Below are 26111 nucleotides of genomic sequence, written 5' to 3'. Positions count from 1 at the left end.
GATCAGTATGCGGTCAGCCCGAATGCCGCCGCGGTCCGGTGAATCGGGGTGAAGTACGAGATCCCGCCGGTGGCGCAGGAGCCACTGCCGCCGCTGACCAGCCCGAGTCCGACGCCGCCCGAGAAGACCGGCCCGCCGCTGTCGCCGGGCTCGGCGCAGGCCGTGGTGCGGGCCAGGCCGGTGAGCGTTCCCTCGGGGAAATTGACCGTCACGTTGATCGCGGTGATCGTGCCGGCGCGCAGCCCGGTGGTGCGCCCGACCCGCTGGATCCGCCGGCCCACGACCGGCGGGCCGAAAGCGGTGATCATGTGCAGCGCGCCGCCGGGCAGGCTGACGGCGCTGGGCTTGGCGATCGCCGGGTTGCGGTAGCGCACCACCGCGATGTCGCGCGCCGCGTCGACCGCGGTCACGTCGCCGAGCAGGACCGGTCCGGCGCTGACGCTGGTGCCCACGCCACCCAGGCAGTGCGCCGCCGCGAGGAAGTGGTGGGCGGAGCCGGCGTCGCGGGCGTTGAAACCGAGCGTGCAGCGGCTCGTCGAACCCGTGGGCTGCACGGAGTCGCCGCCGGCGAGGTGCAGGCGCCGCTTGCCGGGCTCCCGCACGATCCGCACCCCGGCGCCGGCCAGCCGCCGCAGGTCGCGGGCGCCGACCGTGGCGTCGGCGGCGACCACCGTGCGGCCGGTGGCGGGCTCGACCCACCAGGCGGTCCCGGGCAGGTGCAGATCGGCGGCGACCGGGGCGGCGGCCGCGGGCGCCGGCAGCAGCAGGACCATCAGGGCCGTGGCGACAGCTGTGCGCACTCTCATCGCGGCAGCATGGCACCGTCCGGCGGGGAACTCTGTCGGATACCGGCGTGGTTCGCGGCCGCGGCGAGGCACTCGTCCGGGTGCCCGCGGTCCTAGGGTCTGTCCCGGGCGGAGAGTTCGGCAAGCCAGGAGCGGGGACCGGCGTGCCCGACCCGGATCCCGGCGATGCGCACCGCGAACGCCAGGGCGGGCAGCAGGTCGTCGCCGCGGCCCAGGGCGACCGCGAGCGCGCCGTGGAACACGTCGCCGGCGCCGGCCGTGTCCACCGCGGCGACCTCGGGCACGGCCAGCTCGCCGGTCCGGTCGCCGGACCACCAGCCGACCGGGTCGGGGCCGCGGGTGATCGCGCCGCGCCGAACCCCGGCCGCTTGCAGCGCCGCGCGGACGTCGCCGGCGCCGGGCGGGCGGAACGCGGCGGAGCAGGCCACCACGTCGGCGGCCGGCAGCAGCTCGGCGAAGACCGGCCGCCAGCTGCCCGCGTCGAGCAGCAGCGGCCGCCCGCTCGCCGCGGCGGCCCGGGCCAGGTGCGGGTGATGGCCGTCCGCCAGCACCAGGTCGGCGGTGGCGAGCACGGCGGCGAGCCCGGACGGTACGGGCGCCGCCACCCCGCGGGCGTTGCTGCTGACGATCGACCGGCCGCCGGTGGCGTCCAGCACGGTGACGGCCGAGACCGCCGGCGGGGTACGGGCCAGCGGCGTCGCGTCCAGCAGCGTCACCCCGTACGCCTGTGCGTCGGCCCGGATCAGAGCGCCCAGCGGATGCGCGCCGACCGCGGTGACCAGCGTGACCCGGGCGCCCAGCGCGGCCGCGGTGATCGCGGCGTTGGTGGCCGGCCCGCCCGCGGCCACCTCGGTGGAGAGCGCCTCGGCCTTGGCGTCCACCCCGGGCAGCCGCGCGACCCGGTGGATCAGGTCCACGGTGGCCAGCCCGACGCAGACGACGTGCACGCCGGGCTCAGTCCGCCAGTTCGGCGAAGAACGTCCCGATGTTGCGGAAGACCTCGGCCACCCCGTCACCGAGGCCCCGGGCGATGTCCGCGGCGGGGCCGGGGTTCGTGCCGATGTAGAAGATGACCAGTGCCAGCACGATCCAGCCGACGGCCTTCTTCATCGCCCACCTCGTCTCACGCGTCTTGATCGATGTGATCGTGACACAGCCGCGCCCGTCCCACCGGCACCTATGCTGCTTCGATACCGAACAGTCGGGCGGCGTTGTGCCAGCAGACCGCGCGCAGCCAGTCGTCGCCGAGCCCCAACCGGCCCAGCGCCTCGAGCTGGTGGGCGTACGGGTAGGGGATGTTGGGGAAGTCGCTGCCGAGCAGCACCTTGCCGGCCAGGCCGAGCTCGCGCAGCCGGGGCAGCAGTGCCGGCGGGTACGGCGCGAACTCCTCGAAGAAGTCGGTGCACGCCATCGTGGTGTCCAGGCCGACCCGCTCGTAGCGTTCGGCCAGCGCCAGGAAGCCGGCGTACTCCGGGCCGCCGAGGTGGGCGGTGATCATGGCCAGCCGGGGGTGGCGGGCGAGCACCTCGCCGATCGGGCCGGGACCGGTGAAACCGCCGGGCACCGGGCCGGAGCCGGCGTGCACCACCACCGGGGTGCCGGCCTCGGCCAGCAGCCCCCAGGCCCGGTCCAGCTGCTCGTCGCGCGGGTCGAAGCCGCCGACCTGCAGGTGCACCTTGAAGATCCGGGCGCCGCGGTCGAGCGCCGCGCGGACGTCGGCGAGCGCGGACGGCTCCGGGAAGAACGTGGCGCTGGGCAGGCAGCCCGGGGTGCGCGCGGCGAAGTCCAGCGTCCAGGCGTTCAGGTCGGCGGCCATCCCGGGCAGGTGGGCGTACGCCAGCGCCGAGAACATCCGGACGCCGAGCGCACCCAGCTCGGCCACCCGTTCGGCCTCGGAGCCGCGGTAGCGGATCGGCCAGGGCCGGCCGATCAGCGGCCCCGCCGCGTCGAAGTGCGCCCACACCCGGCGCTGCATCCGCTCGGGCAGGAAGTGGGTGTGCACGTCGGCCAGCCCCGGCAGGCCCAGCCCGCTGATGAAGTCGCTCACCACCCGATCATCGCGTACGTCACATTCTGAGCGCGCTGCCCACTCTCGCCGGTGACCTGCAATGGCTCACCACGTGTTCGGCGCCGCGTCGGTGGCCTGCGCGTACGCGACCTCGACCGGTCAGCTCATCGCCGCCCGCGCCGCGCTCGGCCCGGGCGCCGCCGTGCTCATGCCGCTGACCTCGGCCGTGCTGACCGTGCTCTTCGAACCCGCCGAGCGCCCCGGGCGCTGACCGTGTGGGTCACCGCCGGCGCGCTCGGCATCCCGCTCGCTCGGCTGGTTGCCCCATAGTCAGATGATCTCTATATTGGGGTGATGGCCGCCCCGATGCGAGAACCCACGTTCTGGATCCTCACCGCACTGGCCGCGGAGCCCCGGCACGGCTACGGGGTGATCCAGCAGGCCGCGGCGCTCTCCGGCGGCCGGGTCCGGCTGCAGGCCGGCACCCTGTACGCCGCGCTCGACCGGCTCGCCGCCGAGGGGCTGGTCGAGGTCGACCGCGAGGAGCTCGTCGACGGGCGGATCCGCCGCTACTACCGGCTGACCGACCCGGGCGCCGCCGCGCTGAGCGCCGAGACCGAACGGCTGCGCGCCGGCCTGGACGCCGCGACCGCGCAGCTCCGGCGGTTCGGGCTGGGCCCGGCGGGCGCGCACCGCTTCGGCGGGCGGGTGGCGTGGTGAGCCCGGGCGCCCCAGTGTCCACTGTGGCCGATCCGCGGCTGGTCCGGGCGTACCGGAGGCTGCTGCTGGCCTATCCGCCCGGCCCGCGCCGCGCCGAGCTGCTGGACACCCTGGTCGAGTGCGCCCCGCCGGGCCGCCGCCGGCCCGGCGCGCGTGAGGTCGTGAACCTGCTGCGGCACGGCGCCCGGGCCCGGCTCGGCCGGCCGCGCAGCCGCGGCGTCGTGGTGCTGGCGCTGCTGGTCACGTTGGCCGGCGGCTTCCTCGGCGCGGCCGCGGCCAACGGGCTGGGGCTGGCCGCGGTCGGGCCGCTGCCGGCCGGCGCCGAGGCAGCCGAGCTCCGCGAGACGATCTTCCCCGGGCTCCCGGTCTCCGGCGGCGGCGACGCCGCCACGATCGTCAGCCAGGCCGACGGCGAGGGCATCGAGTACGGCTACGCCGTCTCCTGGGTGCGGCACACCGCTGCCACCCGCGACGTGGCCGGCTACACGGCGGCCGCCCGGGCCCGGCTGGAAGCGGCCGGCTGGCGGGTGACCGGCGTCGACCCACCGCTGGACCGGACCGACGTGGTCGGCGCACACCCGGGGGACCGGGCCGAGGGCTTCACCGCCGTCCGCGGCGACCTGGGCCTGAGCTTCTCCGACACCTACTGGCCGGGCCAGCCCTGGTACGACTCGGACGGCGCCGGCATGTACTTCGTCTGGCACGAGCCGCCGTCCTGGCTGGTCGCGGTGACCTGGGCCGGGGTGCTGCCGGGCGCGCTGCTGGCCTGGCTGCTCACCGGCTGGGCGAGCCGGCGCCTGGAACGCCGCCCGGAGGCGAGCCTGGCGGCGACGGTGGGCGCTGGGATCTTCCTGCTGGGGCTGCTGCCGGTCGCCCTGTCGGCCAGCGACACCACGGCCGACGAGACGGCGGCGCCGTTCTGGCACGGGTTCGCCGGCCTGGGCATCCTGCCGCTGCTGCTCGGCGGCGTGCCGGCGGCCGGCATCCTCATCGCGGCGCTGGCCCAGGGCCCGCCCGGCTTCCTGCGCCGGCTGCGGTGGCCGCGCACCCCGCGGCCGGCCGCGGTCGTCGCGCTCACCGTGGTGGCGTCGATGCTGCTCGGGCTGGGCGCGTACCGGCTGGTCACCCGCCACACGATGCCGGGGTCGTGCACGCCGTCGGTGCCCGCCGGCATCGTCGACCCGCCGGGCGCCCGGCTGAGCTACCTGTCCCGGATCTTCATCAGCCCGCAGGCCACCGACGACCAGCGCAACCTGGTGCAGGCGGCGATCGGCCGCGGCTTCGGCGGCGGCCTGACCTTCGACGCGGACCCGACCTCCCGAACCTTCGCCGAGGCCTACTGCAACCACGGCCGCCTCGCCGATGCCGTCGCGGAAACGCTGCCCCGTTACTGGACGGTCGACCTGGCCAGCCCCGGCCTCTTCACCGGCCTGGCCACCGAGGTCATCGGAATGCCCGGCGTGGTGGCCGCCCACCACGTACCCGAATAGGTGGGGCGGTCCGTGCGGACCGCCCCAAGGCCTTACGTGGCGGCCCGTTCGGCGGCGCTGCGTTCCACGCAGAACTCGTTGCCCTCCGGGTCGGTGAGCGTGACCCACCCGCTGCCGTCCGGCCGGCGGTGGTCCTCGAAGAGCTTCGCGCCGACCTCGATCAGCCGGTCGACCTCCTCGTCCCGGCTGCGATCCTGAGGTTGCAGATCGAGGTGGACCCGGTTCTTCACCGCCTTGCCCTCCGGCACCCGGATGAACAGCATCGTCGGCTGCCCCTCGGCAACCAGCGCAGCCTCGGGATCACCGGGCTCGTCATCGGCACTCATCGGCCGGCCGACCACCGCCGACCAGAACCGCGCCAGCTCGTACGGATCACCAGTCGTATCAAAGGTGATGTTGTGAACACTCGAAACCATCGCACTTCTCCAAACGGACGAATGCGCCCCACCCGCAGCAGCTCAGCGGCGCCACCGACGGGACGCGGGAATTCCAACAGCGAACATCTCAACCGCACCCCCTCTCCCTACCGGCCACCGACCGCAGCCGGCGAGCAACCAAGAACCTGACGTAACCGGAGACCATGCCAGGCCGGGCCCGGCCGTCCACCGCGACTAGCCGGCGATCCCCCGCTCCACAGCCCGACGCCCAGCAGCAAGAACAAGGTCGGAAAGAGGAGACCCGGCCAAAGCCCGCGACAGCATGAGAGCCCCCGCCATCGTGGCAACCGCCGCCAACCCCTCATCGTCATCCGCCAACCACCGGGCGAAATCCCGCACCCCATCCGCGTACGGCTCCCGAGCCGGACTCTCCGGCGCCTCCCGAGCCATATCCCCACCAAGAGCGGTAGCAGGACACCCCTCCCCGGCGCGATCCCGATGCCCCGCGGAGAAGTAGAAGTCGAGCAACTCCCGCCGAGCCCCGTCACGATCCCCGGGATGCCGCGAATCGAGTTCCGCGAGACGCTCCCGAAGCTCGGCGAAGGCACGCCCGGTCGCCTCGGCCACCAGCGCCTCCTTGGACGCGAACCGCTTGTAGAAGCCGCCGTGGGTGAGCCCGGCGGCGGCCATCAGGTCGGCGACGCTGACCCCCTGGACGCCGCGCTCGCGGAACAGTCGCGCCGCCTCGTCGATCACCCGGTCGCGGTTCTGCCGTGCCTGTGCCTGGGACACCCGTGCCATGCCGCACCTCCGGCTCCCATCTTATATGACGTCCGTCATCTAAGCTTGCGGCGTTTAGATGACGCTCATAATCTCAACCTATCGGACCCAGGAGAGGAACCACCATGCGGCTCAAGAACTCCGTAGCCCTCGTCACCGGCGCCAACCGCGGCCTCGGCCGGCACTTCGCCGCCCAGCTCGTGCAGCGCGGCGCCAAGGTGTACGCGGCCGCCCGCCGCCCCGAGACCGTCGACCTGCCCGGCGTCATCGCGGTGCGGCTCGACATCACCGACCCCGAGTCGGTCGCCCATGCCGCGAAACTCGCCGACGACGTCACCGTTCTGGTCAACAACGCCGGCACCAGCCTCGGCGCCCACCTGCTCGACGGCGATCTGGACGAGATCCGCCGGGAGATGGAGACCCACTACTTCGGCACGCTCGCGGTCACCCGGGCGTTCGCCCCGGTGCTGGAGCGCAACGGCGGCGGCGCGGTGCTCAACGTGCTGTCGGTGCTGTCCTGGGTGCATCCGGGGCCGTTCGGGGCGTACAGCGCGGCCAAGGCCGCCGAGTGGGCGCAGAGCAACGCGCTGCGTGACCTGCTGGCGCCCAAGGGCATCACCGTGTCGGCGCTGCACGTCGGCTTCATGGACACCGACATGGCGGCGAGCGTGCCGGCCGACCAGAAGTCCGACCCGGCGGTGGTGGCGCGGCTGGCGCTGGACGGCGTCGAGGCCTGCCGGCCGGAGATCGTGGCCGACGAGTTCAGCCGCACCGTCAAGGCCGGGCTGGCCACCGCCCTGCAGGGCTGAGCCGCGCCGGTTGGAAATCGCGGGCATGGGGTACGGGCACGCCCATGACCTCGCTCTCTGCCCCTGTGCTGGCCGCGGAAGCGATCACCTCCGCCGGGACCGGCCAGCTCGTCCTCGCCGCGGTGCTCGGCATCGCCGCCGTCGTCCTGCTCATCGCCTGGGCCAAGTGGCATCCGTTCCTCGCCCTCGTCATCGGTGCCGCCGTGCTCGGGGTCGTGGCCGGCGCCGCGCCCGGCGCCACCGTCACGTCGTTCACCACCGGGGTCGGCAGCACGGTCGGCAGCGTCGGGCTGCTGATCGCGCTCGGCTCGATGATCGGGGCGCTGCTCGCCGAGTCCGGCGGCGCGGACAGCATCGTCACCACGATCGTCCGCAAGTTCAACGGATCGGCGCTGCCCTGGGCCATGGCGGCGGTCGCCGCGCTCATCGGCCTGCCGCTGTTCTTCGAGGTGGGCGTCGTGCTGCTGGTGCCGATCGTGCTGCTGGTGGCGCAGCGCACCGACGTGCCGCTGCTCAAGATCGGCATCCCGGCGCTGGCCGGCCTGTCGGTCCTGCACGGCCTGGTCCCGCCGCACCCGGGCCCGCTGGTCGCGGTCTCCAGCCTCGGCGCGGACCTCGGGCTCACCCTCGCCTTCGGGCTGATCTGCGCGATCCCCACGGTGCTCGTCGCGGGTCCGATCTTCGGCAACTTCATCGCCAAGCGGGTGCCGCTGGCGGTGCCGGCCGCGCTCGTGCCCGCGGGCGGCGACGGCCGGTCCGCCGGGTCCGGCCCGGCCGGCGGTCAGGACTTCGTCGACCGCGACGACCTGGCCAACGCCGGTTCCACGGAGCCGGACCAGCCGGTCGACACCGGGCTGCCGGCCCGCCGCCGCAGTCCGAGCGTGCTGGCCGCGGTGCTGACGATCCTGCTGCCCATCGTGCTGATGCTGCTGCGGGCGATCGGCGAGCTCACCCTCGACGAGGACACCACGCTGCGCAACGCGCTCGACGTCGCCGGCACCCCGGTGGTGGCGCTGCTGGCCGGCGTCCTGCTGGCCATGTGGACGCTGGGCAAGCGGGCCGGCTTCGACCGCGCGCAGACCTCGGCGGTCATCGGCGGCTCGCTGCCGCCGATCGCCGGCATCCTGCTCATCGTCGCCGCCGGCGGCGGCTTCAAGCAGGTGCTGGTCGACGCGGGTGTCGGCAACGTGGTCGCGGACGCGGCCCGGGACGCGAACATCAACGCGCTGTGGCTGGGCTTCCTGGTGGCGGTCGGCATCCGGCTGGCCACCGGTTCCGCCACCGTCGCCACGATCACCGCCGCGGGCATCGTCGCCCCGCTGGCGGCGACCCTGGACAAGCCCGAGATCTCGCTGCTGGCGCTGGCCATCGGCTGCGGCTCGCTGTTCTTCTCGCACGTCAACGACGCGGGCTTCTGGCTGGTCAAGGAGTACTTCGGGATGACCGTCGGGCAGACCATCAAGACCTGGTCGGTGATGGAGACGATCATCTCGGTGGTCGGCTTCGCCTGCGTGCTGATCCTCGACATCTTCGTCTAGATCTAGCCGGGTGCGATCCGGGGACCGCGTCCGCTCCGGCGGGCGCGGTCACCGCCTCGCGCGGACGGCGGTGGCGATCAGCGCGGCGATGCACAGCAGGGTCGCCACGCCCAGCACGGCGTGCACGGCAAGCGGGCCCCCGTAGAGCGACAGGGCCAGGTTGCCGACCGTGCAGAGCCCGAGCAGGGTCCAGATCAGGGCCCGGGCGGCGGACGGTCGCGGGCGGTCGATGTCGGTCATGGCGGCTCCTCGGGACGACGGGACTCGGTTGTCGTCGACGCTAGGCACCGGCACGCCGGGCTTCGATCCCGCCACCTGCCCGGCCGGGGTACAGCAGGCTGTACTTTCCGGCACCGCACCTGCCGCCGGTGGCGTCGGGGCCCTAGGGTCAGCGGCCATGGAGGTGTCGAAGATCCGGCGACCGGCCGCCCGGACCCGGGCCGCCACGCTGCGCGCCCTGCGCGAGCTGCTCGTCGGGTGCGGCACCGCCCTGCTGGCGCTCGGCGCGCTGGGCTGGCTGGCCGTCGTGGCTCTGACCAGCCTGATCGGGATCGGACTGCCGCTGCTGCCCGGGGCCCTGCGCGCGGTGCACAAGGTCGCGGACATCGAACGCCACCGGCTGTCCCGGCGCGGCCCCGAGGTGCTCAGCCCCGGCCCGCTCCCGGTCCGCTGGCGGGCGGCGGCCGCGGACCCCGACACCCGGCGGGAGCTGCGCTGGCTGGTCCGGCACGCGACCGTCGGCCTGGTGCTCGGCGGCATCGGGATCCAGCTGCCGGTGTGGGCCGTCCGGGACGCCACGTTCGCGCTGTGGTGGCGGTTGCTGCCGGCGGGCGAGCGGACACCGGGGCTGGGTCTGTGGACGGTGGACGACTGGCCCGGTGTCGTCACCGTCTCGCTGCTGGGGCTCTGCTGGGCCGCGCTGACCGTGGGCCTGAGCCCGGCGCTGGCGCGGCTGCAGAGCGGACCCGGCCGGCGGCTGCTCGCGCCCGGCCCGGAGACCGACCTGTCGCTGCGGATCGCCGAGCTGACCGCGACCCGGGCCGCCGCCCTGGACGCCCACGCCACCGAGCTGCGCCGGATCGAGCGGTCGCTGCACGACGGCACCCAGAACCGGCTGGTCGCCACCACCGTGCTGCTCGGCGCCGCCCGCCGGATGCTCGCCCGGGACCCGGCCGAGGCCGAGAAGCTGCTGGAACGCGCGCAGGGCTCGGCCGAGCAGGCGCTCGCCGAGCTGCGGGCGGTGGCCCGGGGCATCCTGCCGCCGGTGCTCGCCGACCGCGGGCTGGCCGGGGCGCTCAGCGGGCTGGCCGCCGGGTGCGCCGTGCCGTGCCGGGTCGAGGTCGACGTGCCGGCCCGGTGTGCCGCGGCGGTCGAGTCCACCGCCTACTTCGTGGTGGCGGAGGCGCTGACCAACATCGCCAAGCACAGCGGCGCGCGCCACGCCGAGGTCGAGGCGCGCACCCGCGGCGCCCGGCTGCGCCTGCGGATCACCGACGACGGTGCCGGCGGCGCTGCCGAGACCGGCGGCTCCGGCCTGGTCGGCATCCGCCGCCGGATCGAGGCCCTGGACGGCGTCCTGACCCTGACCAGCCCGCCGGGCGGGCCGACGACCCTGGAGGTGGAACTGCCGTGCGGATCGTGATCGCCGAGGACGACGCGCTGTTGCGGGAAGGGCTGGCGCTGCTGCTGCGCGCCGAGGGGCTGGACGTGGTGGCCACCGCCGGCGACCCGGCGGGCTTCCTGGCCGCCGTCGACGAGCACGCGCCGGACGTGGCGATCGTCGACGTCCGGATGCCGCCGACCCACTCCGACGAGGGGATCGTGGCGGCGGTCGAGGCCCGGCGGCGCCGGCCCGGGCTGGCGGTGCTGGTGCTGTCCGCGTACGTCGAGCAGATGTTCGCCACCGAGCTGCTCGCCGGCGGCGCCCGAGGCCTCGGTTACCTGCTCAAGGAGCGGGTGGGCCGGGTGGAGGAATTCCTGGCGGCGCTGCACCGGGTGGCCGGCGGCGGCACGGCCGTCGACCCCGAGGTGGTAGCGCAGCTGTTCGCCCGTACCCGCCCGGACGCCCGGCTGGACCGGCTCAGCCCGCGCGAGCGGGAGGTGCTGGCGCTGATGGCCGAGGGCCTGGGCAACCTGGCCATCGCGGAACGGCTGTACGTCAGCGAGGGCGCCGTGCACAAGCACATCCGGAGCATCTTCAACAAGCTCGACATGGCGCCGGACGACCGCTCGGACCGGCGCGTCGCCGCGGTGCTGCGCTACCTCGACGGCCGGGACCGCGCGGCGTGAACCGGTGGCGGACGGACGGCCGGGACCGCGCGGCGTGAACCGGTGGCGGACGGACGGCCGGGACCGCGCGGCCTGAACGGTCGCGGAGGACGGCCGGACCCGCGGGCCCGGCCGTCCGGGTCACGCGTTCTGCTCGTCGCGCCAGGCCAGCCACTGCTTCAGCGGGCCCAGGTCGGGCTTCGGCCCGCCGGTGCCGACGGTGAACAGCGACACGCCCAGCTCGCGGAGCGCGGCGCCGCCGGTCTCCGGGTCGCCCTGGGGGACGCCGGCCGACACCTCGATCTCGGTGAAGTCGCGGCCCGCGTCGGCGCAGTGCCCGCGCAGCACCCCGAGCTTGTGCGCGATGGTCTCCGCGTCGCCGAAGCTGTGCCAGATGTCCGCGTGCCGGGCGACCAGCTTCAGCGTCTTCTTCTCGCCGCCGCCGCCGATCAGCACCGGGATCTTGCGGGTCGGCGGCGGGTTCAGCTTGCCGAGCCGGGACTCGATCCGGGGCAGCGCCCCGGCGAGCGCGTCGAGCCGGCCGCCGGCGGTGCCGAACTCGTAGCCGTACTCCAGGTAGTCCTTTTCGAACCAGCCGGAGCCGATGCCCAGGATGAGCCGGCCGTCGCTGATGTGGTCGACGGTGCGGGCCATGTCGGCCAGCAGCCCGGGGTTGCGGTAGCTGTTGCAGGTGACCAGCGCGCCGATCTCGACCCGCGACGTCGCCTCGGCCCACGCCGCGAGCATGGTCCAGCACTCGAAGTGCAGACCCTCGGGCTCGCCGTAGAGCGGATAGAAGTGGTCCCAGTTGAACAGCACGTCGACGCCGAGCTCCTCGGCCTCGGCCGCGGTGCGACGGATGGTGGCGTAGTCCGCGTGCTGGGGCTGGAGCTGCAGCCCGATCCTTACCGGCCTGGAGGTCATGGAAACGAGCCTAATCCTCCACGGTGTGTGATGTTCCGCTCGGGGGATTCTCAAGGTCAGCACAGCTTGGTGCCGCAGGATGTCACCATGCGTAGACGGACCCTGCTGGCCGGACTGGCCGCCACCGCCGGCGCCGGAGCCCTGACGGCGTGCGCGGCGCAGACCGGCGCCGGCACGCCCGCCGCGAGCGCCACGAGTGCCACGGGCAGCGCCTCCGCGGCGCCGATCCTCGGCTCCACCACGGCGTCGTCGCTGGCGCCGCAGAGCGTGACGGCGCGGTACGCGCCGCCGCCGGGCAGCGCGCCGGCGAGCGCCTTCGCGGTCGGCAAGCGGGTGCTGGAGTTCTCCCGCGGCGCGGACCGGCCGCTGCCGACCACGGTCTGGTATCCGGCGACCGGCGCGGCGCCGAGCAGCCCGGCCCCGGCCGACGACGCGCAGGTGGCCACCGGGCGGTTCCCGGTGGTGCTGTTCAGCCACGGCCTGACCGCGCAGCCGGCCGACTACGAGGCGATGCTGGCGCGCTGGGCCCAGGCGGGCTTCGTGGTGGCGGGCCCCACCTACCCGCACACCTCGTACGGCGCCACCGACTTCGACTCCGCGGACCTGGTCAACCAGCCCGCGGACGCCTCCGCGGTGCTCGACTCGCTGCTCGCGCTGACCGACCCGTTGCGTACCATCATCGACCCGAACCGGCTCGCCGCCGCGGGTCACTCGGGCGGGGGAATCACCACGGTCGGGTTGTTCAGTGCACATCGTGATGAACGTCTCAAAGCAGGCGTTGTGCTGGCCGGTACGGACTTCCAGGGCACCCCCTTCAGTGGCCCCTCCGCCGCGATGCTCTTCGTGCACGGCCGCAAGGACAACACCGTCACCTACCGGGCCGGACACGCCGTGTTCGCGGCCGTTCCCTGGTCACGCGCACTGCTGTCGATCACCGACGGCGGGCACGTCACGCAGGCCGGCGACTTCGAGGCCACCGCCGCCACCTCGACGGAGTTCCTGCGCTGGGCCCTGTACGGTGACGCCGCCGCCCGCGCGCGCATCCCGGCCGCCGCCCGGACCGGTGACGTCGCCACGGTGGAGACCGACCTCTGAGAGGCACCTTCGGATCTTCCTGGCTAACCTGTTTCGAGTGAGCTCCCCAACGCCTCCCCGCGACCGCAACAAATTCGCCAGCGCCGGATCACTGCTGATCTGCGGGTTGCTGGCCGGCGTGGTGGTCGCCGCCGCCTCGTTCCCCGCCGTCGCCATGTCCGGGCTGGCGGCCAAGGCCGGGTCGGAGACGTTCGCGCAGCTCCCCAGCGAGCTGGAGCAGCAGTCGGCGCCGCAGGTGACCCGGGTGTTCGCGGCGGACAACAAGACCCAGCTCGCGGTCATGTACGACGAGTTCCGCAGCGACGTCCCGCTCAAGGACATCTCGGTCAACATGCAGAACGCGATCGTGTCGGCCGAGGACCACGACTTCTACAAGCACAACGGCGTCGACCTCAAGGGCGTCGCCCGCGCCTTCGTCAACAACAAACAGGGCGGCGACAAGCAGGGCGCCTCGACCCTGACGATGCAGCTGGTCCGGATGACCCTGGCGTACTCGGCGAAGACCCCGCAGGAGGCCGTCGACGCCACCAAGGACACCCCGGAACGCAAGCTGTCGGAGATGAAGTACGCGATCCAGCTCGAGAAGGAGCTGACCAAGCAGCAGGTGCTGGAGCGCTACCTGAACATCGCGCCGTTCGGCAACGGCGCGTACGGGGTCTACGCCGGCAGCCAGGTCTACTTCGGCAAGAAGCCCAAGGACCTCACGGTGGCCGAGGCGGCCCTGCTGGCCGGCATGGTCAAGGCGCCGACGTCGTTCGACCCGACCACCACCACCGGCTACCCGCAGGCCCTGGACCGGCGCAACTACATCATCGACAACATGCGCGACCTGGGCTACCTGACGCCGGCGGACGCCACCAAGGCCAAGACGGTCAAGCTCGGCAAGACCACCAACCGGCCGGGCAACGGCTGCGTGTCGGTCGCGAAGAACAACTGGGGCTTCTTCTGCGACTACTTCTACCGCTGGTGGCTGAGCCAGGAGGCGTTCGGCTCGTCCACCTACGACCGGGAGCGGCAGCTCAAGACCGGCGGCTACCGGATCGTCACGTCGCTGGACGTCAAGGCGCAGAAGGCGGCCCGCAAGGAGATCACCGGGCTGATCAAGGACACGAACCGCAACGCGCTGCTGCTGGCCGGGGTCGAGCCCGGCTCGGGCCGGGTCCGCACGCTGGCCGCGAACCGCAAGTACAAGCTGGACAGCACCACCGACCCGGAGAACCGGATCTCCTCCGACCCGCGCAAGGCGGCGCAGGGCGTCCGCGGCACCTACCCGAACACCACCAACCCGATCATCACCGGCGGCGGCGACATCACCGGCTACCAGGCCGGCTCGGTGTTCAAGATGTTCACCATGGTGGCGGCGCTGGAGAGCGGGCTGGAGCCGAGCTACACGATCAACGCCCAGGCCCGGTACAAGTCCGGCTACATCATCTCGCCGAGCTCCGACGCGGCCTGCCCGGGCACCCACTTCTACTGCCCCGGCAACGCCTCCAAGAGCGAGGTCGGGCCGTTCAACATGTACACCGGCTTCGGCCGCTCGGTGAACACGTACTTCGTGCCGCTGCAGGAGAAGGTCGGCGCCGAGAACGTGGTCGACGTGGCCAAGCGGTTCGGGGTCAAGTTCCGCGCGCAGCAGGACGCGGACCTGGCGAACGACGAGACCTCGGCGAACCAGTGGGGTGCGTTCACCCTGGGCGTGTCGGCGTCGACCCCGCTGGACATCGCGAACGCGTACGCGACGCTGGCCGGCGACGGCATGTACTGCGCGCCCACGCCGATCCAGCAGATCTACACCCAGGACGGCAAGAAGAGCGCCATCGGCCAGCCCAAGTGCAACCGGGCCACCAGCAAGGACGTCGCCCGCAAGGCGCTGGACGCGGCCCGCTGCCCGGTCGGCGACCGGGCCCAGCTCGGCAACTGCGGCGGCGCCACCGAGGCGAACGCGCGCCGGGTGGTCGGCCACCCGGTCTTCGGCAAGACCGGCACCACCGACGACGACAAGACCGCCGCGCTGGTGGTCGGCACCCAGCAGCTGGTGGTGGCCGGCTACCTGGTCAACCCCGACTGGGCCGGGCACACCGACCGGATGTCGCACGGCATCGTGAACCCGGCGGTCTACCGGACGGTGGCCGACTACATGGAGGGCCGCCCGGAGGAGGAGTTCAAGAAGCCCGGCTGACCCGGCGTCACGCCGGCCGGTATTCGACCTCCGGCCGGCCCGGGCCGCCGTAGCGGGAGCTGCGGACGACCCGGCCGCTGTCGGCCAGGTGCTCCAGGTAGCGGCGCGCGGTGACCCGCGAGGTGCCGGTCCGGACCGCGACCTCGGCGGCGGACAGCCCGGCGGGGCCGGTCACCGCCCGGAGCGCGGCCAGCACCAGATCGAGGGTACGGGCGTCCAGCCCCTTGGGCAGCGTGTCCGGCGGGGCGCCGCGCAGCGTGGCCAGCACCCGGTCGATCTCGTGCTGGGCGGCCACCTCGCCGGTGTTGCCCAGCTGGCTGCGGTACCGCGCGTACCGGTCCAGCTTGTCGCGGAACGCCGCGAAGGTGAACGGCTTCAGCAGGTAGTGCGTCACGCCCAGGGCGACCGCGGCGCGGACCATCGCGATGTCCCGCGCCGAGGTCACCGCCAGCACGTCCGTGCCGCTGCCGGCCGCCCGCAGCGCCCGGGCGATCTCCAGGCCGTGCTTGTCCGGCAGGTTCAGGTCGAGCAGGACCAGATCCACCGGTACGGCGCGCAGCGCGGCCATCGCGTCCCGGGCGGTGTGCGCGACCGCGACCACCTCGAACCCGGCGATCCGCTCGGTGTACGCCCGGTGCGCGTCGGCGATCAACGGCTCGTCGTCGACCACGAGCACCCTGATCGCGGTCACGACGGCACCGGGAGCCGGACGGTGAGCACCGCGCCGCCGCCCTCGGCCGGGGTGACCTCGTAGCTCCCGCCGTACCGGTCGGCCACCTGCCGGACCAGGGCGAGCCCGACGCCGTGCCCCGGCCCGGTCTTGGTGGTCCAGCCGCGGCGGAACGCCGCCGCGGCCTGCTCCGGGGTCATCCCCGGGCCGGTGTCGGTGACCCGGACCAGCACCGCGCCGTCCTGCTCGCGGACCAGCACCCGGACCCGGCGCGGCGGCGGCGCGGCCGCCACCGCCTCCAGGGCGTTGTCGACCAGGTTGCCGACCACGGTGAGCAGGTCCCGGCTGGGCAGCGGCTCACCGGTGACCCGCGAACCGGGGTCCACGGTCAGCTCCACACCCCGCTCGCCGGCCTGCGCCGACTTGCCCAGCAGCAGCGCGGCCAGGGCCGGCTCGGCGACCGCGCCGACCACCTGATCGGTGAGCTGCTGGGCCTGGGCCAGCTCGGCGGTGGCCAGCCGGATCGCCTCGTCCGGGCGGCCGAGCTCGATCAGGGTCAGCACGGTGTGCAGCCGGTTGGCGGCCTCGTGCGCCTGGGCCTGCAACGCCTGGGTGAGCCCGCGGACGGAGTCCAGCTCGCCGGTCAGCGCGCGCAGCTCGGTGTGGTCCCGCAGGGTCAGCACGGTGCCCAGGGCGCGCCCGGCGAACCGGGTCTCCCGCTGGCTCGCCACCAGCACCCGGGCGCCGGCCGCCACCGGCTCGTCCACGGTGGTCCGGCGGGAGCTGAGCAGCTCCGCGGCCTCGGCGGGCAGCCCCAGCTCCTCGACCCGGCGGTCCACCGGGGTGTCCTCGGCGATCCCGAGCAGCCGGCGGCCCTCGTCGTTGATCAGCGCCACCCGGCCGTCCCGGTCGACCACCACCAGACCCTCCCGGACGGCGTGCAGCACCGCGTCGTAGTACTCGTACATCCGGGTCATCTCGGCCGGGCCGAGGCCGTGGGTCTGCCGGCGCAGCCGGCGGCTGAGCAGCCAGGCCCCGGCGGCGGCCAGCAGCAGCGCGGCCAGCGTGGCGAGCCCGACCGCCGGTGCCTGGCCCAGCAGCTTGCGGTTGATCGCCTCGGTGGTGATGCCGACCGAGACCAGCGCCACGATCGTGCCGTCGGCGGCCCGGACCGGCACCACGGTCCGCACCGACTCGCCGAGGCTCCCCTTGTACTGCTCCACCACCGTCCCGCCGGCCAGCGCGCCGGCCACCGAGCCGGCGAACCGCTGCCCGATCAGCTCTCGCGCCGGGTGGGTCCAGCGGGTGCGGTCGGGCGCCATCACCACGACGAAGTCGGTCCCGGTGGCGATCCGGGTGGCTTCCGCGTACGGCTGCAGCAGCGCCGTCGGGTCCGGCCCGCGCACCGCGTCGACGACCATGGGGGAGCGGGCGATGGCCTCCGCGACGGCGCTCACCTCCTCCACCGCGGCGTCGTGCGCGTCGCGCCGGGCCAGCAGCACGGCGCCGGTGCCGCCGCCCGCCACGAGCAGCGAGACGACCACCACCTGCAGCGCGAACAGCTGCCCCGCGATACTCCAACGTCTTCTCAAGGCCGTGTTTCCCGTCGAGGTCGGCGCGTTTCGCGATGGTGAACAGAATGAACGCAATGGTGCCCCGAGGGTGAGACCCAGGCCACAGTCTGCGGCATGGAGAGCCAGAGTCCCGCGCCGGCGGTCAAGCGCGACCGCACCCACTACCTGTACCTGGCGGTGATCGTCGCCGTCATCCTCGGCATCGCCGTCGGCTTCCTCGTGCCCGACGTCGCGGTGGAACTGCGCCCGATCGGCACCGGTTTTGTCAACCTCATCAAGATGATGATCAGCCCGGTCATCTTCTGCACGATCGTGCTGGGCGTCGGCTCGGTCCGCCAGGCCGCGAAGGTCGGCAAGGTCGGCGGGCTCGCGCTCGGCTACTTCCTGGCCATGTCGACCGTCGCGCTGGCCATCGGCCTGGTGGTCGGCAACCTGATCCACCCGGGCGCCGGCCTGAACCTGGACGCCTCGGTCGCCGAGGCCGGGCAGAAGGCGGTCGGCGACACCGCGAGCGAGGGCACCGCGGACTTCGTCCTCGGCATCATCCCGACCTCGCTGTTCTCCGCGCTGACCGAGGGCGAGGTGCTCCAGACGCTGCTGGTGGCGCTGCTGATCGGCTTCGCGCTGCAGTCGCTGGGCGCCCGCGGCGAGCCGGTGCTGCGCGCGGTCACCGTGCTGCAGCGGCTGGTCTTCAAGGTGCTCGCCATGATCATGTGGCTGGCCCCGGTCGGCGCGTTCGGCGCGATCGCGGCGGTGGTCGGCGCGACCGGTGTGGACGCGCTCAAGAGCCTCGCCCAGATCATGCTGGGCTTCTACGCCACCTGCGCGATCTTCGTCTTCGTGGTGCTCGGCGCGCTGCTCCTGCTGGTGGCCCGGATCAACATCTTCCAGCTGCTGCGCTACCTGGGCCGGGAGTTCCTGCTGATCGTCTCCACCTCGTCGTCGGAGTCGGCGCTGCCCCGGCTGATCGCCAAGATGGAGCACCTCGGGGTGAGCAAGCCGGTCGTCGGCATCACGGTGCCGACCGGCTACTCGTTCAACCTGGACGGCACGGCGATCTACCTGACCATGGCGTCGCTGTTCGTCGCCCAGGCGGTCGGCGACCCGCTGTCGGTCAGCGAGCAGATCTCGCTGCTGGTCTTCATGATCATCGCCTCCAAGGGCGCCGCCGGGGTCACCGGCGCGGGCCTGGCGACGCTGGCCGGCGGCCTGCAGAGCCACCGCCCGGAACTGCTCGACGGCGTCGGCCTGATCGTCGGCATCGACCGCTTCATGTCCGAGGCCCGGGCCCTGACCAACTTCGCCGGCAACGCGGTCGCCACACTGCTGATCGGCACCTGGACCAGGGAGTTCGACCGGGACCGGGCACTGACCGTGCTGGCCGGCGGGGACCCGTTCGACGAGTCCACGATGCTCGACGAGGACGACGACGAGCCGGCGCCGGCCGTCGCCCCGCCGGCGTCCGCACCGGCCGTGCCCGCGGGTTCGCCCGGCTGAGCGCGCGTCCCCGGCCCCGCCCCCGCGTCCCCGCCCCACGTCCCCAGCCCCGCCCCGCCCCCGCGTCCCCGGCCCCGCCCCGCGTCCCCGGTCCCGCCCCTGCGGTCGGTCCGCCGGGCCCGCGGCCCCGATCCGCCACCCCGTCGCGCCGATCCCGAACTGCCCCGGGCGCGGCGGGGTGGCCCCGGGCGTGTCCGGGCGCGCCGACTCTTCGGCCGGTGGCCATCCGGGCGTTCCGGCGCGGCCATGTACAGACCACGGTCTATCTCTTAGGTTTCCCTCGAGTTCGTCCATAGCGGAACGTGGGGAGCACACATGCCCGGTAGGAGCAGGATCGCGGCCGTACTGTCGGTAGCGCTGGTGTCCATCGGCCTCGCCGCCCCGGCACCCGCCGGTGCGGCGATCGGCCGGGCCGAACTGGCGCTGCGCTGGGCGCCCATCCACTACCAGGACGTCGACGCCACCGGCAGCCACGCGCTCGGCGGCAAGGCGGACTACATCACCAGGGTGAACTTCGACGGCGACTGGAACGGCCGCAACAACTGGGACCGGGCGGCGCAGGCGGACGCCTCCTTCGCGGCGGCGGCGTACTACTCGGTGGCCGAGACCAGCACGCACTGGTACCTGACGTACTTCTTCTTCCACCCCCGGGACTGGGTGGACCACCCGTTCTTCGAGACCGAGCACGAGAACGACGGCGAGGGCGTGCTGCTCGCGGTGCAGAAGGACGGCTCGACCTACGGGGTGCTGCGATCGGCGGTGACGGTGGCGCACACGAGCTTCTACTCGTACACCCCGAGCGGCAGTCCGTGGACGAGCGGGCGCGAGACGGTCGACGGGACCTTGCAGTCGCAGTCGTCGCCGCACGACGAGTTCCAGCACCCGGTGACCGCGCAGGAGGTGCAGGGCCACGGGCTGAAGGCGTACCCGCAGTACACGATCAACGGTGACGGCGTCGTGTACTACCCGTCGACGGCGGGCGAGACGCCGAGCAGCACCAACGACCGCGACGTGCGGTACGAGCTGATCGACGTCTTCGCGGCCGGCGGGCTCTGGGCCCAGCGGGACAACACCGGCCTGTTCGCCAACCTGGGCACCTTCGCGGGCGACACCTCGGGCGGCTGCGGGGTGGGCACGTACTCCTGCGGCACCAACTCGGCGAACGCGCCGTGGGGCTGGGACGACGGCGACGACCTGCCGGGGCGCGGGGAGATCGCCACGGATCCGGCGAAGCTGTCGGCCGAGTACTTCGCGGTGCCGGGGGAACTGGCCCGGTCGTACAGCTACAACCCGTACCGGGCGGAGGCGGCGGACCTGCGCAAGGCGGCCGAGACGGCGCCGCCGGTCACGGACTGACCTGGGTGCCGGCGGCCGGGATCCGTCCCGGCCGCCGGTGGTGGCCGGCCCCGCCGGCAAACTCCCTGATTCCGCCGGGGTGGTGGCAGTGCGCCCGGGCCCGTCATGACATAGAACTTGATGCATGGATTTGACCGAGATCGCGCGAGCGTGGTTCGCCATGTGCCGCACGGGGGACGCCGAACGGCTGGCCGAGCTGGTCACCGACGATTTCGTGGCGCACGGGCCGGGCGGGAGCGGCGACCTGGCCGCCTTCGCCACCTGGCTGCGCTGGTACCCGGCCGCCTTCGCCGGCCAGCAGCCCGTCCTCGAGGACGTCATCCAGAGCGGGGACAAGCTGGTGGTGCGGTACACGATCCGGTCGACGTACCGGGGTGGCTATCTCGACCTGCCGTCCGGCGGGCAGCAGGTCCGGGAGACCGGCATCATCATCTTCCGGGTGGTCGGCGGCAGGATCGCCGAGACCTGGTTCGAGGGCAACGACCTCGAGGTGGCCCAGCAGATCGGCGGCCGGATCATCCCCGCCTGACCAGCTCAGCCGCCCCAGCGGTCGGTGTGCAGCGCCAGGTGCAGCGGCCGGCGCTGCCGCCAGCCGTGCCGTTCCAGATCCGGTACGGCCTCCAGGTGGCTGACCGGGCCCAGGCACAGCCAGGCCACCGGCCGCACGCCGCCGGGGATGCCCAGCAGCTCGCGCAGGAACTCCTCCCGGTAGAACGACACCCAGCCGATGCCCAGCCCCTCCGCGGTGGCCGCCAGCCACAGGTTCTGGATGGCCAGGCACACCGAGTAGAGCCCGGCGTCGGCGATGGCGTGCCGGCCCAGCACCGCGGGGCCGCCGCGGCCGGGGTCGTAGGTGACCACGACCGACAGCGTGGACTCCAGGATCCCGTCGATCTTGATGCCGGCGAACCGGCGGGCCGCCTCGCCGTCCAGGGTGGCGGCGAAGACCTCGCGCTCGGTGTGCACGTGACGGTGGAAGGCCTGCCGCAGCTCCGGGTCGCGGACCAGGATGAAGTCCCACGGCTGGGACAGCCCGACGCTCGGCGCGGCGTGCGCGGCCGTCAGGATCTTCTCGAGCACGGCGGCGCTCACCGGCTCCCCGGTGAACTGGCCGCGGACGTCGCGGCGGCGGCTGATGGTCTCGTACAGGTCGTGGATCATCCCAGGATGTCGTCGAGCCAGGCGTTGCGGAACACGCCCTTGGGGTCGTACCGCTGGACCAGCGCGCGGAAGTCGGCGAAGCGGGGGTAGCGGCTGCGGACCGTGGGCGCGTCCAGGGTGAAGACCTTGCCCCAGTGCGGGCGGGCCGCCAGCGGCGCGAGCTGCTCCTCCAGCGCTGCCACCACGGGCAGCACGGCCGCGGTGTCGGCGATCCAGGTGAAGTGCAGGCCCAGGCTGTCGCGCTGGTAGTTCATGCTCAGCCACAGGTCGTCCGCGGCGACCGTGCGGAGCTCGTTGACCTGCACCACCGCGGCCACTTGCTCCCGCACCCGGGCCACCGCGTCGATGGCCTCCAGCGCCCGGTCGAGCGGGACCATCCACTCCGACTGCAGCTCCGCGCCGGTGCTGGGGGAGAACTCCAGCCGGAAGTGCGGCAGCCGGGCGTGCGACGGGCCCGGCACGCCGAACTGCTCGGTGGCGTTGTCCGCGGCCACGCCCGGCACCGGGTGGCGGGGGCCGTCCGCCGGGCGCGCACCGAAGAAGAGCCCCTCCGGCATCGGCTCGGTGCGCTTGAGCCAGGCGTGGTTGATGTCGGCGCCTGCCCAGTTGGTGAACAGACTGACGCTGTAGCCGGCGCTGAGGATCTCCGGCAGGTGCTGCTCCAGCGACGCCCGGGGCAGGTCGTCGTAGACGTACTGGCGGATCTCGAACGCCGGGACGACGTCCAGGGTGAGCGCGGTGATCACGCCCAGGGCGCCCAGCCCGACCACCGCGCCGGCGAAGTCCTCGTCGCCGCGGCGCAGCGTGACCAGCTCACCGTCGCCGCGGATCAGCTCGATCGCCGCGACCGAGGCGGCCAGGTTGCGGTTGCGCACACCGGAGCCGTGGGTGGCCGTGGTGACCGCGCCGGCGACCGAGATGTGCGGCAGCGACGCCAGGTTGGGCACCGCCAGCCCGGCGGCCTCCAGCGGGCCGACCAGTTCGCCGTACCGGATGCCGCCGTCCACCCGGACGGTCGCGCGGTCCGCGGAGATCTCCACGACGCGCGGCAGGCCGGCGAGGCTGACCAGGTCGCCGGTGGTGTCGGCCATCCGGTTGAAGGAGTGGCCGCTGCCGAGGATCCGCAGCGGCCCGCCCGCCGCGACCAGGTCCTGCAGCTGCGGCAGGCCCGCCGGCCGGTGCAGCCGGCGGGCGCCGAAGGTGATGTTGCCGGCCCAGTTCTTCACCACGTCGCTCACCGGGCCAGCCTAGGCGAATTCGCTCAGGAGTTCGCCACTACCGGTTCCGCCTCGGTGGCCGGGCGCTGCCAGCGGGTGGCCGGCGTCTGCCGGCGGCCGCTGACCGGACGGGGGCCGTCGGCCAGGCGCTTGGCCTCGCCGCGGTTGGGCAGCGCGAGCCGGAAGACCTTGTACCAGGCGGAACCGACCTGGCGGGGCAGCGAGCCGCTGACGTAGGACAGGCCGTACCGCTGGAACAGGTCGCGGATCTGCGGCGCGATCTCCTGGTAGCGGTTGCTCGGCAGGTCCGGGAAGAGGTGGTGCTCGATCTGGTACGACAGGTTGCCGGTCATGATGTGCATCGCCCGGTTGCCGTCGATGTTGGCCGAGCCGAGCATCTGGCGCAGGTACCACTCGCCGCGGGTCTCGCCCTCGATCGAGGAGCGCTCGAAGGTCTCGACGCCCTCCGGGAAGTGACCGCACATGATCACCGAGTGGGTCCAGAGGTTGCGGACCAGGTTGGCGGTGGCGTTGGCGGCGATCGTGGTCAGCCAGGAGCCGGTCAGCGCGGACAGCAGCGGGTGCACGCCGTAGTCCTTCAGCACCTGCTTGCCGATCTTGCGGCGGACCTGCTTGAGCCGCTCCTTGAACTGCGGCGACTGGCGGCGCTTCCTGGTCTTGAGGTTCTTTCCGAGCTCCAGGTCGTACGCGGCGATGCCGTACTCGAAGAAGCAGGCGTTGACGAAGTTGTAGAGCGGCTGGCCCAGGTGGATCGGGCTCCAGCGCTGCTGCTCGTCGACCCGCATGATGCCGTAGCCCAGGTCGTTGTCCTTGCCGATCACGTTGGTGTACGTGTGGTGCAGCTCGTTGTGCGAGTGCTTCCACTGCTCCGACGGCGAGGCGTTGTCCCACTCCCAGGTGGTCGAGTGGATCTTCGGGTCACGCATCCAGTCCCACTGGCCGTGCATGACGTTGTGCCCGATCTCCATGTTCTCGAGGATCTTGGCGATCGAGAGGCCGGCGGTGCCCAGCAGCCAGGCCGGCGGGAAGATCGAGACGAGCAGCACCGCGCGGCTGGCGAGCTCGAGCCGGCGCTGCGTGGTGATCACCTTGCGGATGTACCGGGCGTCGCTCTCACCGCGGCTCGCCACGATCTTGTCGCGGAGCTCGTCCAGCTCGCGGCCGATGGCCTCGATGTCCTCGGCGGTCAGGTGCGCGATCGGGTTCACGGGCTTGCGCTGCAAAGTGGTCACGGCAGTCCTCAGGATCGTCTTCGTCAGGGAGTCAGTGGTCGAGGTGGCAGTTGCCGGCGGCGGCCGAGATGCAGGTCTGCACCAGGACGTTGTCGCCTTCGACGGCGGTGGTGACGGAGCCGTCGCGCAGGTCGCGGACGGCGCCCTCGGTCATCGGCAGCACGCAGCTGAAGCAGATGCCCATCCGGCAGCCGGACGGCATGAGCACGCCCGCCGCCTCGCCGGCCTCCAGCAGCGGGGTGCTGCCGCCGGCGTCGACGACGGTGCCGGTGCGGCCGAACGTGACCTTGCCGCCGTCGCCGGTGGCGATGACCTTCGGCCGGAAGCGCTCGACGTGCAGGTTCTGCGGCAGGCCCACCTCGTCCCAGTGGGCGCCCAGCTCGTCGAGCATCGCGTTGGGCCCGCAGGCCCAGGTCTGCCGCTCGGCCAGGTCCGGCACCAGGGTGGCCAGCTCGGCCGGGGTGATCCGGCCGTCGGCGCGGGTGTGCCGCTCGATCAGCCGGAGCCGGCCGGCCGCGGCCAGCGTGCGCAGCTCGTCGCCGAACACGACGGCCTCGCGCTCGGGCGCCGAGTGCACCAGCACGACGTCCCCGAGCTCGTGCAGGGCGCTGCGCAGGATGCCCATGACCGGGGTGATGCCGCTGCCGGCGGTCACGAACAGGACCTTCTCCGGCCGGGCGGCCGGCAGTGTGAAGTCGCCGGCGGGCTGGTCCAGGTTGACCAGCATGCCGCGCCGGGCGTGCCGGATCAGGTGGTTGCTGACCGCGCCGTCCTCGACCGCGTTGACGGTCACCGACAGCCGGCCGGGTGCGCTGGTCACCGAGTACGCGCGCCACAGCCGGACGCCGTCGACGTCGACGCCGATCCGGACGTACTGGCCGGGCTGGTGCGGGCGGAAGCCGCGACCGGGCCGGAGCACCAGGGTCACGGCGTCGCGGGTCTCGGGCCGGACCTCCTCGATCCGGGCGCGCAGGACGTTCGCGTTGCGTAACGGCGCGACAACGTCGAGGTAGTCGGCCGGCACCACCGGGGTGGTGAGAAGCTCCACGACCCGCCAGGCACGCGAGCGCAGGGTGTGAGTTACCGCCATGGGACAAGCCTGCGTCCCACGCGGCACTTCTGCCTGACCTGGTCAAGGGAATTTCGGCGCGGGTTATTGTTCGTAGCGAACAAAAGGAGGTCGAAGTGAGTGATGTGCAGGACTTCCGGCTGTCCGGGGAGGCGGTCGCGCCGCTTCGCCACGCGCTGCCGGGGGTGGCCGCCCAGACGGTCGAGGCGATCACCGCGGGGGTGCCGGCGTACGCCGAGGCCTTCGCCGGCCCGCTCGGCCCGCAGATCGAGAAGGCGGTCCGGGCCGCGCTGGCCACCTTCCTCAACCTGGTGTCCCGCTCGTCCACCCGGGGCCGCGAGTCGCCGCTGCACCAGGCGCTGGAGGCCGCGTACGCGCTGGGCCGGGGCGAGGCGCGCAACGGGCGCAGCCTGGACGCGCTGCTGGCGGCGTACCGGCTCGGCGCCCGGGTGGCGTGGCGGGAGCTGGCGGCGATCAGCGTGCGGGCCGGGCAGGACTCCGCGACGATCGCGCACTTCGCCGAGCTGGTGTTCGCGTACATCGACGAGCTCTCCGCGGCCAGCGTGGCCGGGCACGCCGACGAGCTGGCCAGCTCCGGCCGGGTCCGCCGCCGGCACCTGGAGCGGCTCGCCCAGGCGCTGCTGGCCGGCGAGCCCGCGCACGTGGTCACCGCGGCGGCCGAGCGGGCGGAATGGGTGCCGCCGCAGACGCTCACCGCGGTGCTGGTGCCCGAGCCGTTCGCCCGGGCCGTGCTCGACCTGCTGGACGCCCGCACGCTCCAGGTCGCCGAGGCCGGCCCGGACGAGACCTCGGTGCTGCTGGTCCCGGACGCCCAGGGCCCGTCCCGGATCCACCTGATGCGGCTGCTCGCCGGGCGCGGCGCGGTCGTCGGCCCGGTCCGGCCCTGGCTGCAGGCCCGCGACTCGCTGGCCCGGGCGGTCCGCACCTCCCGGTTCGCGCCGAGCACCGGCGGCGCGGTGGTCGACACCGAGGACCACCTGGTCCGGCTCGTGGTCACCGCGGACCCGCAGGCCCTGGCCGACCTGCGGGCCCGGGTGCTGGCGCCGCTGGCCGACGAGAAGGGCCCGAACGCGGCCAAGCTGATCGAGACGCTGCGCGGCTGGCTGCTGCACCACGGCCGCCGCGACGAGGTCGCGGCGGCGCTCTTCGTGCACCCGCAGACCGTGCGCTACCGGATGACCCGGCTCCGCGACCTGTACGGCGACCGCCTGCGCGACCCCCAGTGGCTGCTCCAGCTGACCGTCGCGCTGGCCACCGACCCGGCCTGAGTCGACGCGTCCCCGCCCGTCCCCGAACGCG

27 protein-coding genes are annotated in these 26111 nt (G+C 73.4%); 13 read left to right on the top strand and 14 right to left on the bottom strand.

Annotated features, from left to right (window positions below; translation table 11 throughout):
• Positions 1–2 precede the first annotated feature (2 nt).
• The 4 genes from ACIBQZ_RS15455 to ACIBQZ_RS15440 form a co-directional block, all read right to left on the bottom strand.
• The gene (locus tag ACIBQZ_RS15455; RefSeq protein WP_396089256.1) at positions 3–806 is read right to left on the bottom strand and encodes a S1 family peptidase; all 804 of its coding nucleotides are present in this window, start codon (positions 804–806) and stop codon (positions 3–5) included.
• A 92-nt stretch (positions 807–898) separates the two neighbouring features.
• Positions 899–1753, bottom strand: a complete 855-nt coding sequence (locus ACIBQZ_RS15450; protein WP_396089255.1) for a PfkB family carbohydrate kinase — start codon at positions 1751–1753, stop codon at positions 899–901.
• A 7-nt stretch (positions 1754–1760) separates the two neighbouring features.
• Positions 1761–1916, bottom strand: coding sequence for a hypothetical protein (locus tag ACIBQZ_RS15445; protein ID WP_396089254.1), 156 nt, complete (start codon positions 1914–1916; stop codon positions 1761–1763).
• A gap of 67 nt (positions 1917–1983) precedes the next feature.
• The gene (locus ACIBQZ_RS15440) at positions 1984–2856 is read right to left on the bottom strand and encodes an amidohydrolase family protein (protein ID WP_396089253.1); all 873 of its coding nucleotides are present in this window, start codon (positions 2854–2856) and stop codon (positions 1984–1986) included.
• A gap of 58 nt (positions 2857–2914) precedes the next feature.
• Here ACIBQZ_RS15440 and ACIBQZ_RS15435 point away from each other — a divergent pair, with 58 nt between their 5' ends.
• From ACIBQZ_RS15435 to ACIBQZ_RS15425, 3 genes are all read left to right on the top strand, one after another.
• Positions 2915–3085, top strand: coding sequence for a hypothetical protein (locus tag ACIBQZ_RS15435; RefSeq protein WP_396089252.1), 171 nt, complete (start codon positions 2915–2917; stop codon positions 3083–3085).
• 83 nt (positions 3086–3168) lie between these two features.
• Positions 3169–3534 (top strand): PadR family transcriptional regulator, encoded by a 366-nt coding sequence (locus tag ACIBQZ_RS15430; RefSeq protein WP_396089251.1) that lies wholly within the window; start codon positions 3169–3171, stop codon positions 3532–3534.
• 23 nt (positions 3535–3557) lie between these two features.
• On the top strand, positions 3558–5024 hold the full coding sequence (locus ACIBQZ_RS15425; RefSeq protein WP_396089250.1) for a hypothetical protein: 1467 nt from the start codon (positions 3558–3560) through the stop codon (positions 5022–5024).
• 32 nt (positions 5025–5056) lie between these two features.
• On the opposite strand, the gene ACIBQZ_RS15420 is transcribed toward ACIBQZ_RS15425, so the two are convergent.
• Positions 5057–5440, bottom strand: a complete 384-nt coding sequence (locus ACIBQZ_RS15420; protein WP_396089249.1) for a VOC family protein — start codon at positions 5438–5440, stop codon at positions 5057–5059.
• Between the two features lie 195 nt (positions 5441–5635).
• Positions 5636–6202 (bottom strand): TetR family transcriptional regulator, encoded by a 567-nt coding sequence (locus tag ACIBQZ_RS15415; protein ID WP_396089248.1) that lies wholly within the window; start codon positions 6200–6202, stop codon positions 5636–5638.
• A gap of 104 nt (positions 6203–6306) precedes the next feature.
• Here ACIBQZ_RS15415 and ACIBQZ_RS15410 point away from each other — a divergent pair, with 104 nt between their 5' ends.
• Complete coding sequence (locus ACIBQZ_RS15410; RefSeq protein ID WP_396089247.1) at positions 6307–6990, top strand: SDR family oxidoreductase; 684 nt, start codon at positions 6307–6309, stop codon at positions 6988–6990.
• A 44-nt stretch (positions 6991–7034) separates the two neighbouring features.
• Positions 7035–8528: a GntP family permease gene (locus tag ACIBQZ_RS15405; RefSeq protein WP_396089246.1), complete on the top strand. Its 1494-nt coding sequence runs from the start codon at positions 7035–7037 to the stop codon at positions 8526–8528.
• A 48-nt stretch (positions 8529–8576) separates the two neighbouring features.
• Here the strand turns inward: ACIBQZ_RS15405 and ACIBQZ_RS15400 are convergent, their stop codons facing one another.
• A complete protein-coding gene (locus tag ACIBQZ_RS15400; protein ID WP_396089245.1) occupies positions 8577–8768 on the bottom strand; it encodes a hypothetical protein in 192 nt (63 codons plus the stop codon).
• 157 nt (positions 8769–8925) lie between these two features.
• Between ACIBQZ_RS15400 and ACIBQZ_RS15395 the strand changes: the two genes are divergently transcribed.
• Positions 8926–10170 carry a sensor histidine kinase gene (locus ACIBQZ_RS15395; protein ID WP_396089244.1) on the top strand — a complete coding sequence of 415 codons (1245 nt, stop codon included), beginning with the start codon at positions 8926–8928 and terminating at the stop codon, positions 10168–10170.
• On the top strand, positions 10158–10817 hold the full coding sequence (locus tag ACIBQZ_RS15390) for a response regulator (protein WP_396089243.1): 660 nt from the start codon (positions 10158–10160) through the stop codon (positions 10815–10817). The genes ACIBQZ_RS15395 and ACIBQZ_RS15390 overlap by 13 nt, the downstream gene beginning before the upstream one ends.
• Positions 10818–10937: 120 nt before the next feature.
• On the opposite strand, the gene ACIBQZ_RS15385 is transcribed toward ACIBQZ_RS15390, so the two are convergent.
• Positions 10938–11720: an LLM class F420-dependent oxidoreductase gene (locus ACIBQZ_RS15385; protein WP_396089242.1), complete on the bottom strand. Its 783-nt coding sequence runs from the start codon at positions 11718–11720 to the stop codon at positions 10938–10940.
• A gap of 87 nt (positions 11721–11807) precedes the next feature.
• On the opposite strand from ACIBQZ_RS15385, the gene ACIBQZ_RS15380 reads away from it, so the two are divergent.
• Together ACIBQZ_RS15380 and ACIBQZ_RS15375 are read left to right on the top strand one after the other, a co-directional pair.
• Positions 11808–12815, top strand: a complete 1008-nt coding sequence (locus tag ACIBQZ_RS15380) for a chlorophyllase (protein ID WP_396089241.1) — start codon at positions 11808–11810, stop codon at positions 12813–12815.
• A gap of 37 nt (positions 12816–12852) precedes the next feature.
• Positions 12853–14994 carry a transglycosylase domain-containing protein gene (locus ACIBQZ_RS15375; protein ID WP_396089240.1) on the top strand — a complete coding sequence of 714 codons (2142 nt, stop codon included), beginning with the start codon at positions 12853–12855 and terminating at the stop codon, positions 14992–14994.
• 7 nt (positions 14995–15001) lie between these two features.
• Here ACIBQZ_RS15375 and ACIBQZ_RS15370 read toward each other — a convergent pair whose 3' ends face one another.
• The gene (locus ACIBQZ_RS15370; protein WP_396089239.1) at positions 15002–15685 is read right to left on the bottom strand and encodes a response regulator; all 684 of its coding nucleotides are present in this window, start codon (positions 15683–15685) and stop codon (positions 15002–15004) included.
• Positions 15682–17256 (bottom strand): ATP-binding protein, encoded by a 1575-nt coding sequence (locus ACIBQZ_RS15365; protein ID WP_396089238.1) that lies wholly within the window; start codon positions 17254–17256, stop codon positions 15682–15684. Before ACIBQZ_RS15365 ends, ACIBQZ_RS15370 begins: the two co-directional genes overlap by 4 nt.
• A 96-nt stretch (positions 17257–17352) precedes the next feature.
• Here ACIBQZ_RS15365 and ACIBQZ_RS15360 point away from each other — a divergent pair, with 96 nt between their 5' ends.
• From ACIBQZ_RS15360 to ACIBQZ_RS15350, 3 genes are all read left to right on the top strand, one after another.
• Entirely contained in the window at positions 17353–18735 is a 1383-nt protein-coding gene (locus ACIBQZ_RS15360) for a cation:dicarboxylate symporter family transporter (RefSeq protein WP_396089237.1), read from the top strand.
• A gap of 315 nt (positions 18736–19050) precedes the next feature.
• Positions 19051–20091 carry a hypothetical protein gene (locus ACIBQZ_RS15355; protein ID WP_396089236.1) on the top strand — a complete coding sequence of 347 codons (1041 nt, stop codon included), beginning with the start codon at positions 19051–19053 and terminating at the stop codon, positions 20089–20091.
• A 124-nt stretch (positions 20092–20215) separates the two neighbouring features.
• Positions 20216–20620: an ester cyclase gene (locus ACIBQZ_RS15350; protein WP_396089235.1), complete on the top strand. Its 405-nt coding sequence runs from the start codon at positions 20216–20218 to the stop codon at positions 20618–20620.
• A 5-nt stretch (positions 20621–20625) separates the two neighbouring features.
• Here the strand turns inward: ACIBQZ_RS15350 and bluB are convergent, their stop codons facing one another.
• Genes bluB through ACIBQZ_RS15330 form a run of 4 tightly spaced genes read right to left on the bottom strand, consistent with a single transcriptional unit; the run spans position 20626 to position 24812 of the window.
• Positions 20626–21252, bottom strand: coding sequence for a 5,6-dimethylbenzimidazole synthase (gene bluB / locus ACIBQZ_RS15345; RefSeq protein ID WP_396089234.1), 627 nt, complete (start codon positions 21250–21252; stop codon positions 20626–20628).
• On the bottom strand, positions 21249–22490 hold the full coding sequence (locus ACIBQZ_RS15340; RefSeq protein WP_396089233.1) for a D-arabinono-1,4-lactone oxidase: 1242 nt from the start codon (positions 22488–22490) through the stop codon (positions 21249–21251). Before ACIBQZ_RS15340 ends, bluB begins: the two co-directional genes overlap by 4 nt.
• Before the next feature lie 23 nt (positions 22491–22513).
• Positions 22514–23722 (bottom strand): fatty acid desaturase family protein, encoded by a 1209-nt coding sequence (locus ACIBQZ_RS15335; RefSeq protein ID WP_396089232.1) that lies wholly within the window; start codon positions 23720–23722, stop codon positions 22514–22516.
• Positions 23723–23753: 31 nt separating this feature from the next.
• Positions 23754–24812, bottom strand: coding sequence for a ferredoxin reductase (locus ACIBQZ_RS15330; protein WP_396089231.1), 1059 nt, complete (start codon positions 24810–24812; stop codon positions 23754–23756).
• 95 nt (positions 24813–24907) lie between these two features.
• Between ACIBQZ_RS15330 and ACIBQZ_RS15325 the strand changes: the two genes are divergently transcribed.
• On the top strand, positions 24908–26080 hold the full coding sequence (locus ACIBQZ_RS15325) for a PucR family transcriptional regulator (protein ID WP_396089230.1): 1173 nt from the start codon (positions 24908–24910) through the stop codon (positions 26078–26080).
• The last annotated feature ends 31 nt before the right edge of the window (positions 26081–26111 follow it).

The sequence above is a fragment of the Actinoplanes sp. NPDC049599 genome, assembly GCF_044465625.1.
Classification (GTDB): domain Bacteria; phylum Actinomycetota; class Actinomycetes; order Mycobacteriales; family Micromonosporaceae; genus Actinoplanes.
Note: the sequence above shows the minus strand (reverse complement) of the source record. Positions and strands in the feature narration are given on the sequence as shown.

Excerpts from the sequence above, each read along its gene's own strand:
- ACIBQZ_RS15355 (WP_396089236.1), top strand. The coding sequence starts at position 19,051 with ATGCCCGGTAGGAGCAGGATCGCGGCCGTACTGTCGGTAGCGCTGGTG.
- ACIBQZ_RS15420 (WP_396089249.1), bottom strand. The coding sequence starts at position 5,440 with ATGGTTTCGAGTGTTCACAACATCACCTTTGATACGACTGGTGATCCG.
- ACIBQZ_RS15350 (WP_396089235.1), top strand. The coding sequence starts at position 20,216 with ATGGATTTGACCGAGATCGCGCGAGCGTGGTTCGCCATGTGCCGCACG.
- ACIBQZ_RS15430 (WP_396089251.1), top strand. The coding sequence starts at position 3,169 with ATGGCCGCCCCGATGCGAGAACCCACGTTCTGGATCCTCACCGCACTG.
- ACIBQZ_RS15410 (WP_396089247.1), top strand. The coding sequence starts at position 6,307 with ATGCGGCTCAAGAACTCCGTAGCCCTCGTCACCGGCGCCAACCGCGGC.
- ACIBQZ_RS15330 (WP_396089231.1), bottom strand. The coding sequence starts at position 24,812 with ATGGCGGTAACTCACACCCTGCGCTCGCGTGCCTGGCGGGTCGTGGAG.
- ACIBQZ_RS15415 (WP_396089248.1), bottom strand. The coding sequence starts at position 6,202 with ATGGCACGGGTGTCCCAGGCACAGGCACGGCAGAACCGCGACCGGGTG.
- ACIBQZ_RS15385 (WP_396089242.1), bottom strand. The coding sequence starts at position 11,720 with ATGACCTCCAGGCCGGTAAGGATCGGGCTGCAGCTCCAGCCCCAGCAC.
- ACIBQZ_RS15360 (WP_396089237.1), top strand. The coding sequence starts at position 17,353 with ATGGAGAGCCAGAGTCCCGCGCCGGCGGTCAAGCGCGACCGCACCCAC.
- ACIBQZ_RS15380 (WP_396089241.1), top strand. The coding sequence starts at position 11,808 with ATGCGTAGACGGACCCTGCTGGCCGGACTGGCCGCCACCGCCGGCGCC.
- ACIBQZ_RS15395 (WP_396089244.1), top strand. The coding sequence starts at position 8,926 with ATGGAGGTGTCGAAGATCCGGCGACCGGCCGCCCGGACCCGGGCCGCC.
- ACIBQZ_RS15405 (WP_396089246.1), top strand. The coding sequence starts at position 7,035 with ATGACCTCGCTCTCTGCCCCTGTGCTGGCCGCGGAAGCGATCACCTCC.
- ACIBQZ_RS15455 (WP_396089256.1), bottom strand. The coding sequence starts at position 806 with ATGAGAGTGCGCACAGCTGTCGCCACGGCCCTGATGGTCCTGCTGCTG.
- bluB (WP_396089234.1), bottom strand. The coding sequence starts at position 21,252 with ATGATCCACGACCTGTACGAGACCATCAGCCGCCGCCGCGACGTCCGC.
- ACIBQZ_RS15435 (WP_396089252.1), top strand. The coding sequence starts at position 2,915 with ATGGCTCACCACGTGTTCGGCGCCGCGTCGGTGGCCTGCGCGTACGCG.
- ACIBQZ_RS15400 (WP_396089245.1), bottom strand. The coding sequence starts at position 8,768 with ATGACCGACATCGACCGCCCGCGACCGTCCGCCGCCCGGGCCCTGATC.
- ACIBQZ_RS15445 (WP_396089254.1), bottom strand. The coding sequence starts at position 1,916 with ATGAAGAAGGCCGTCGGCTGGATCGTGCTGGCACTGGTCATCTTCTAC.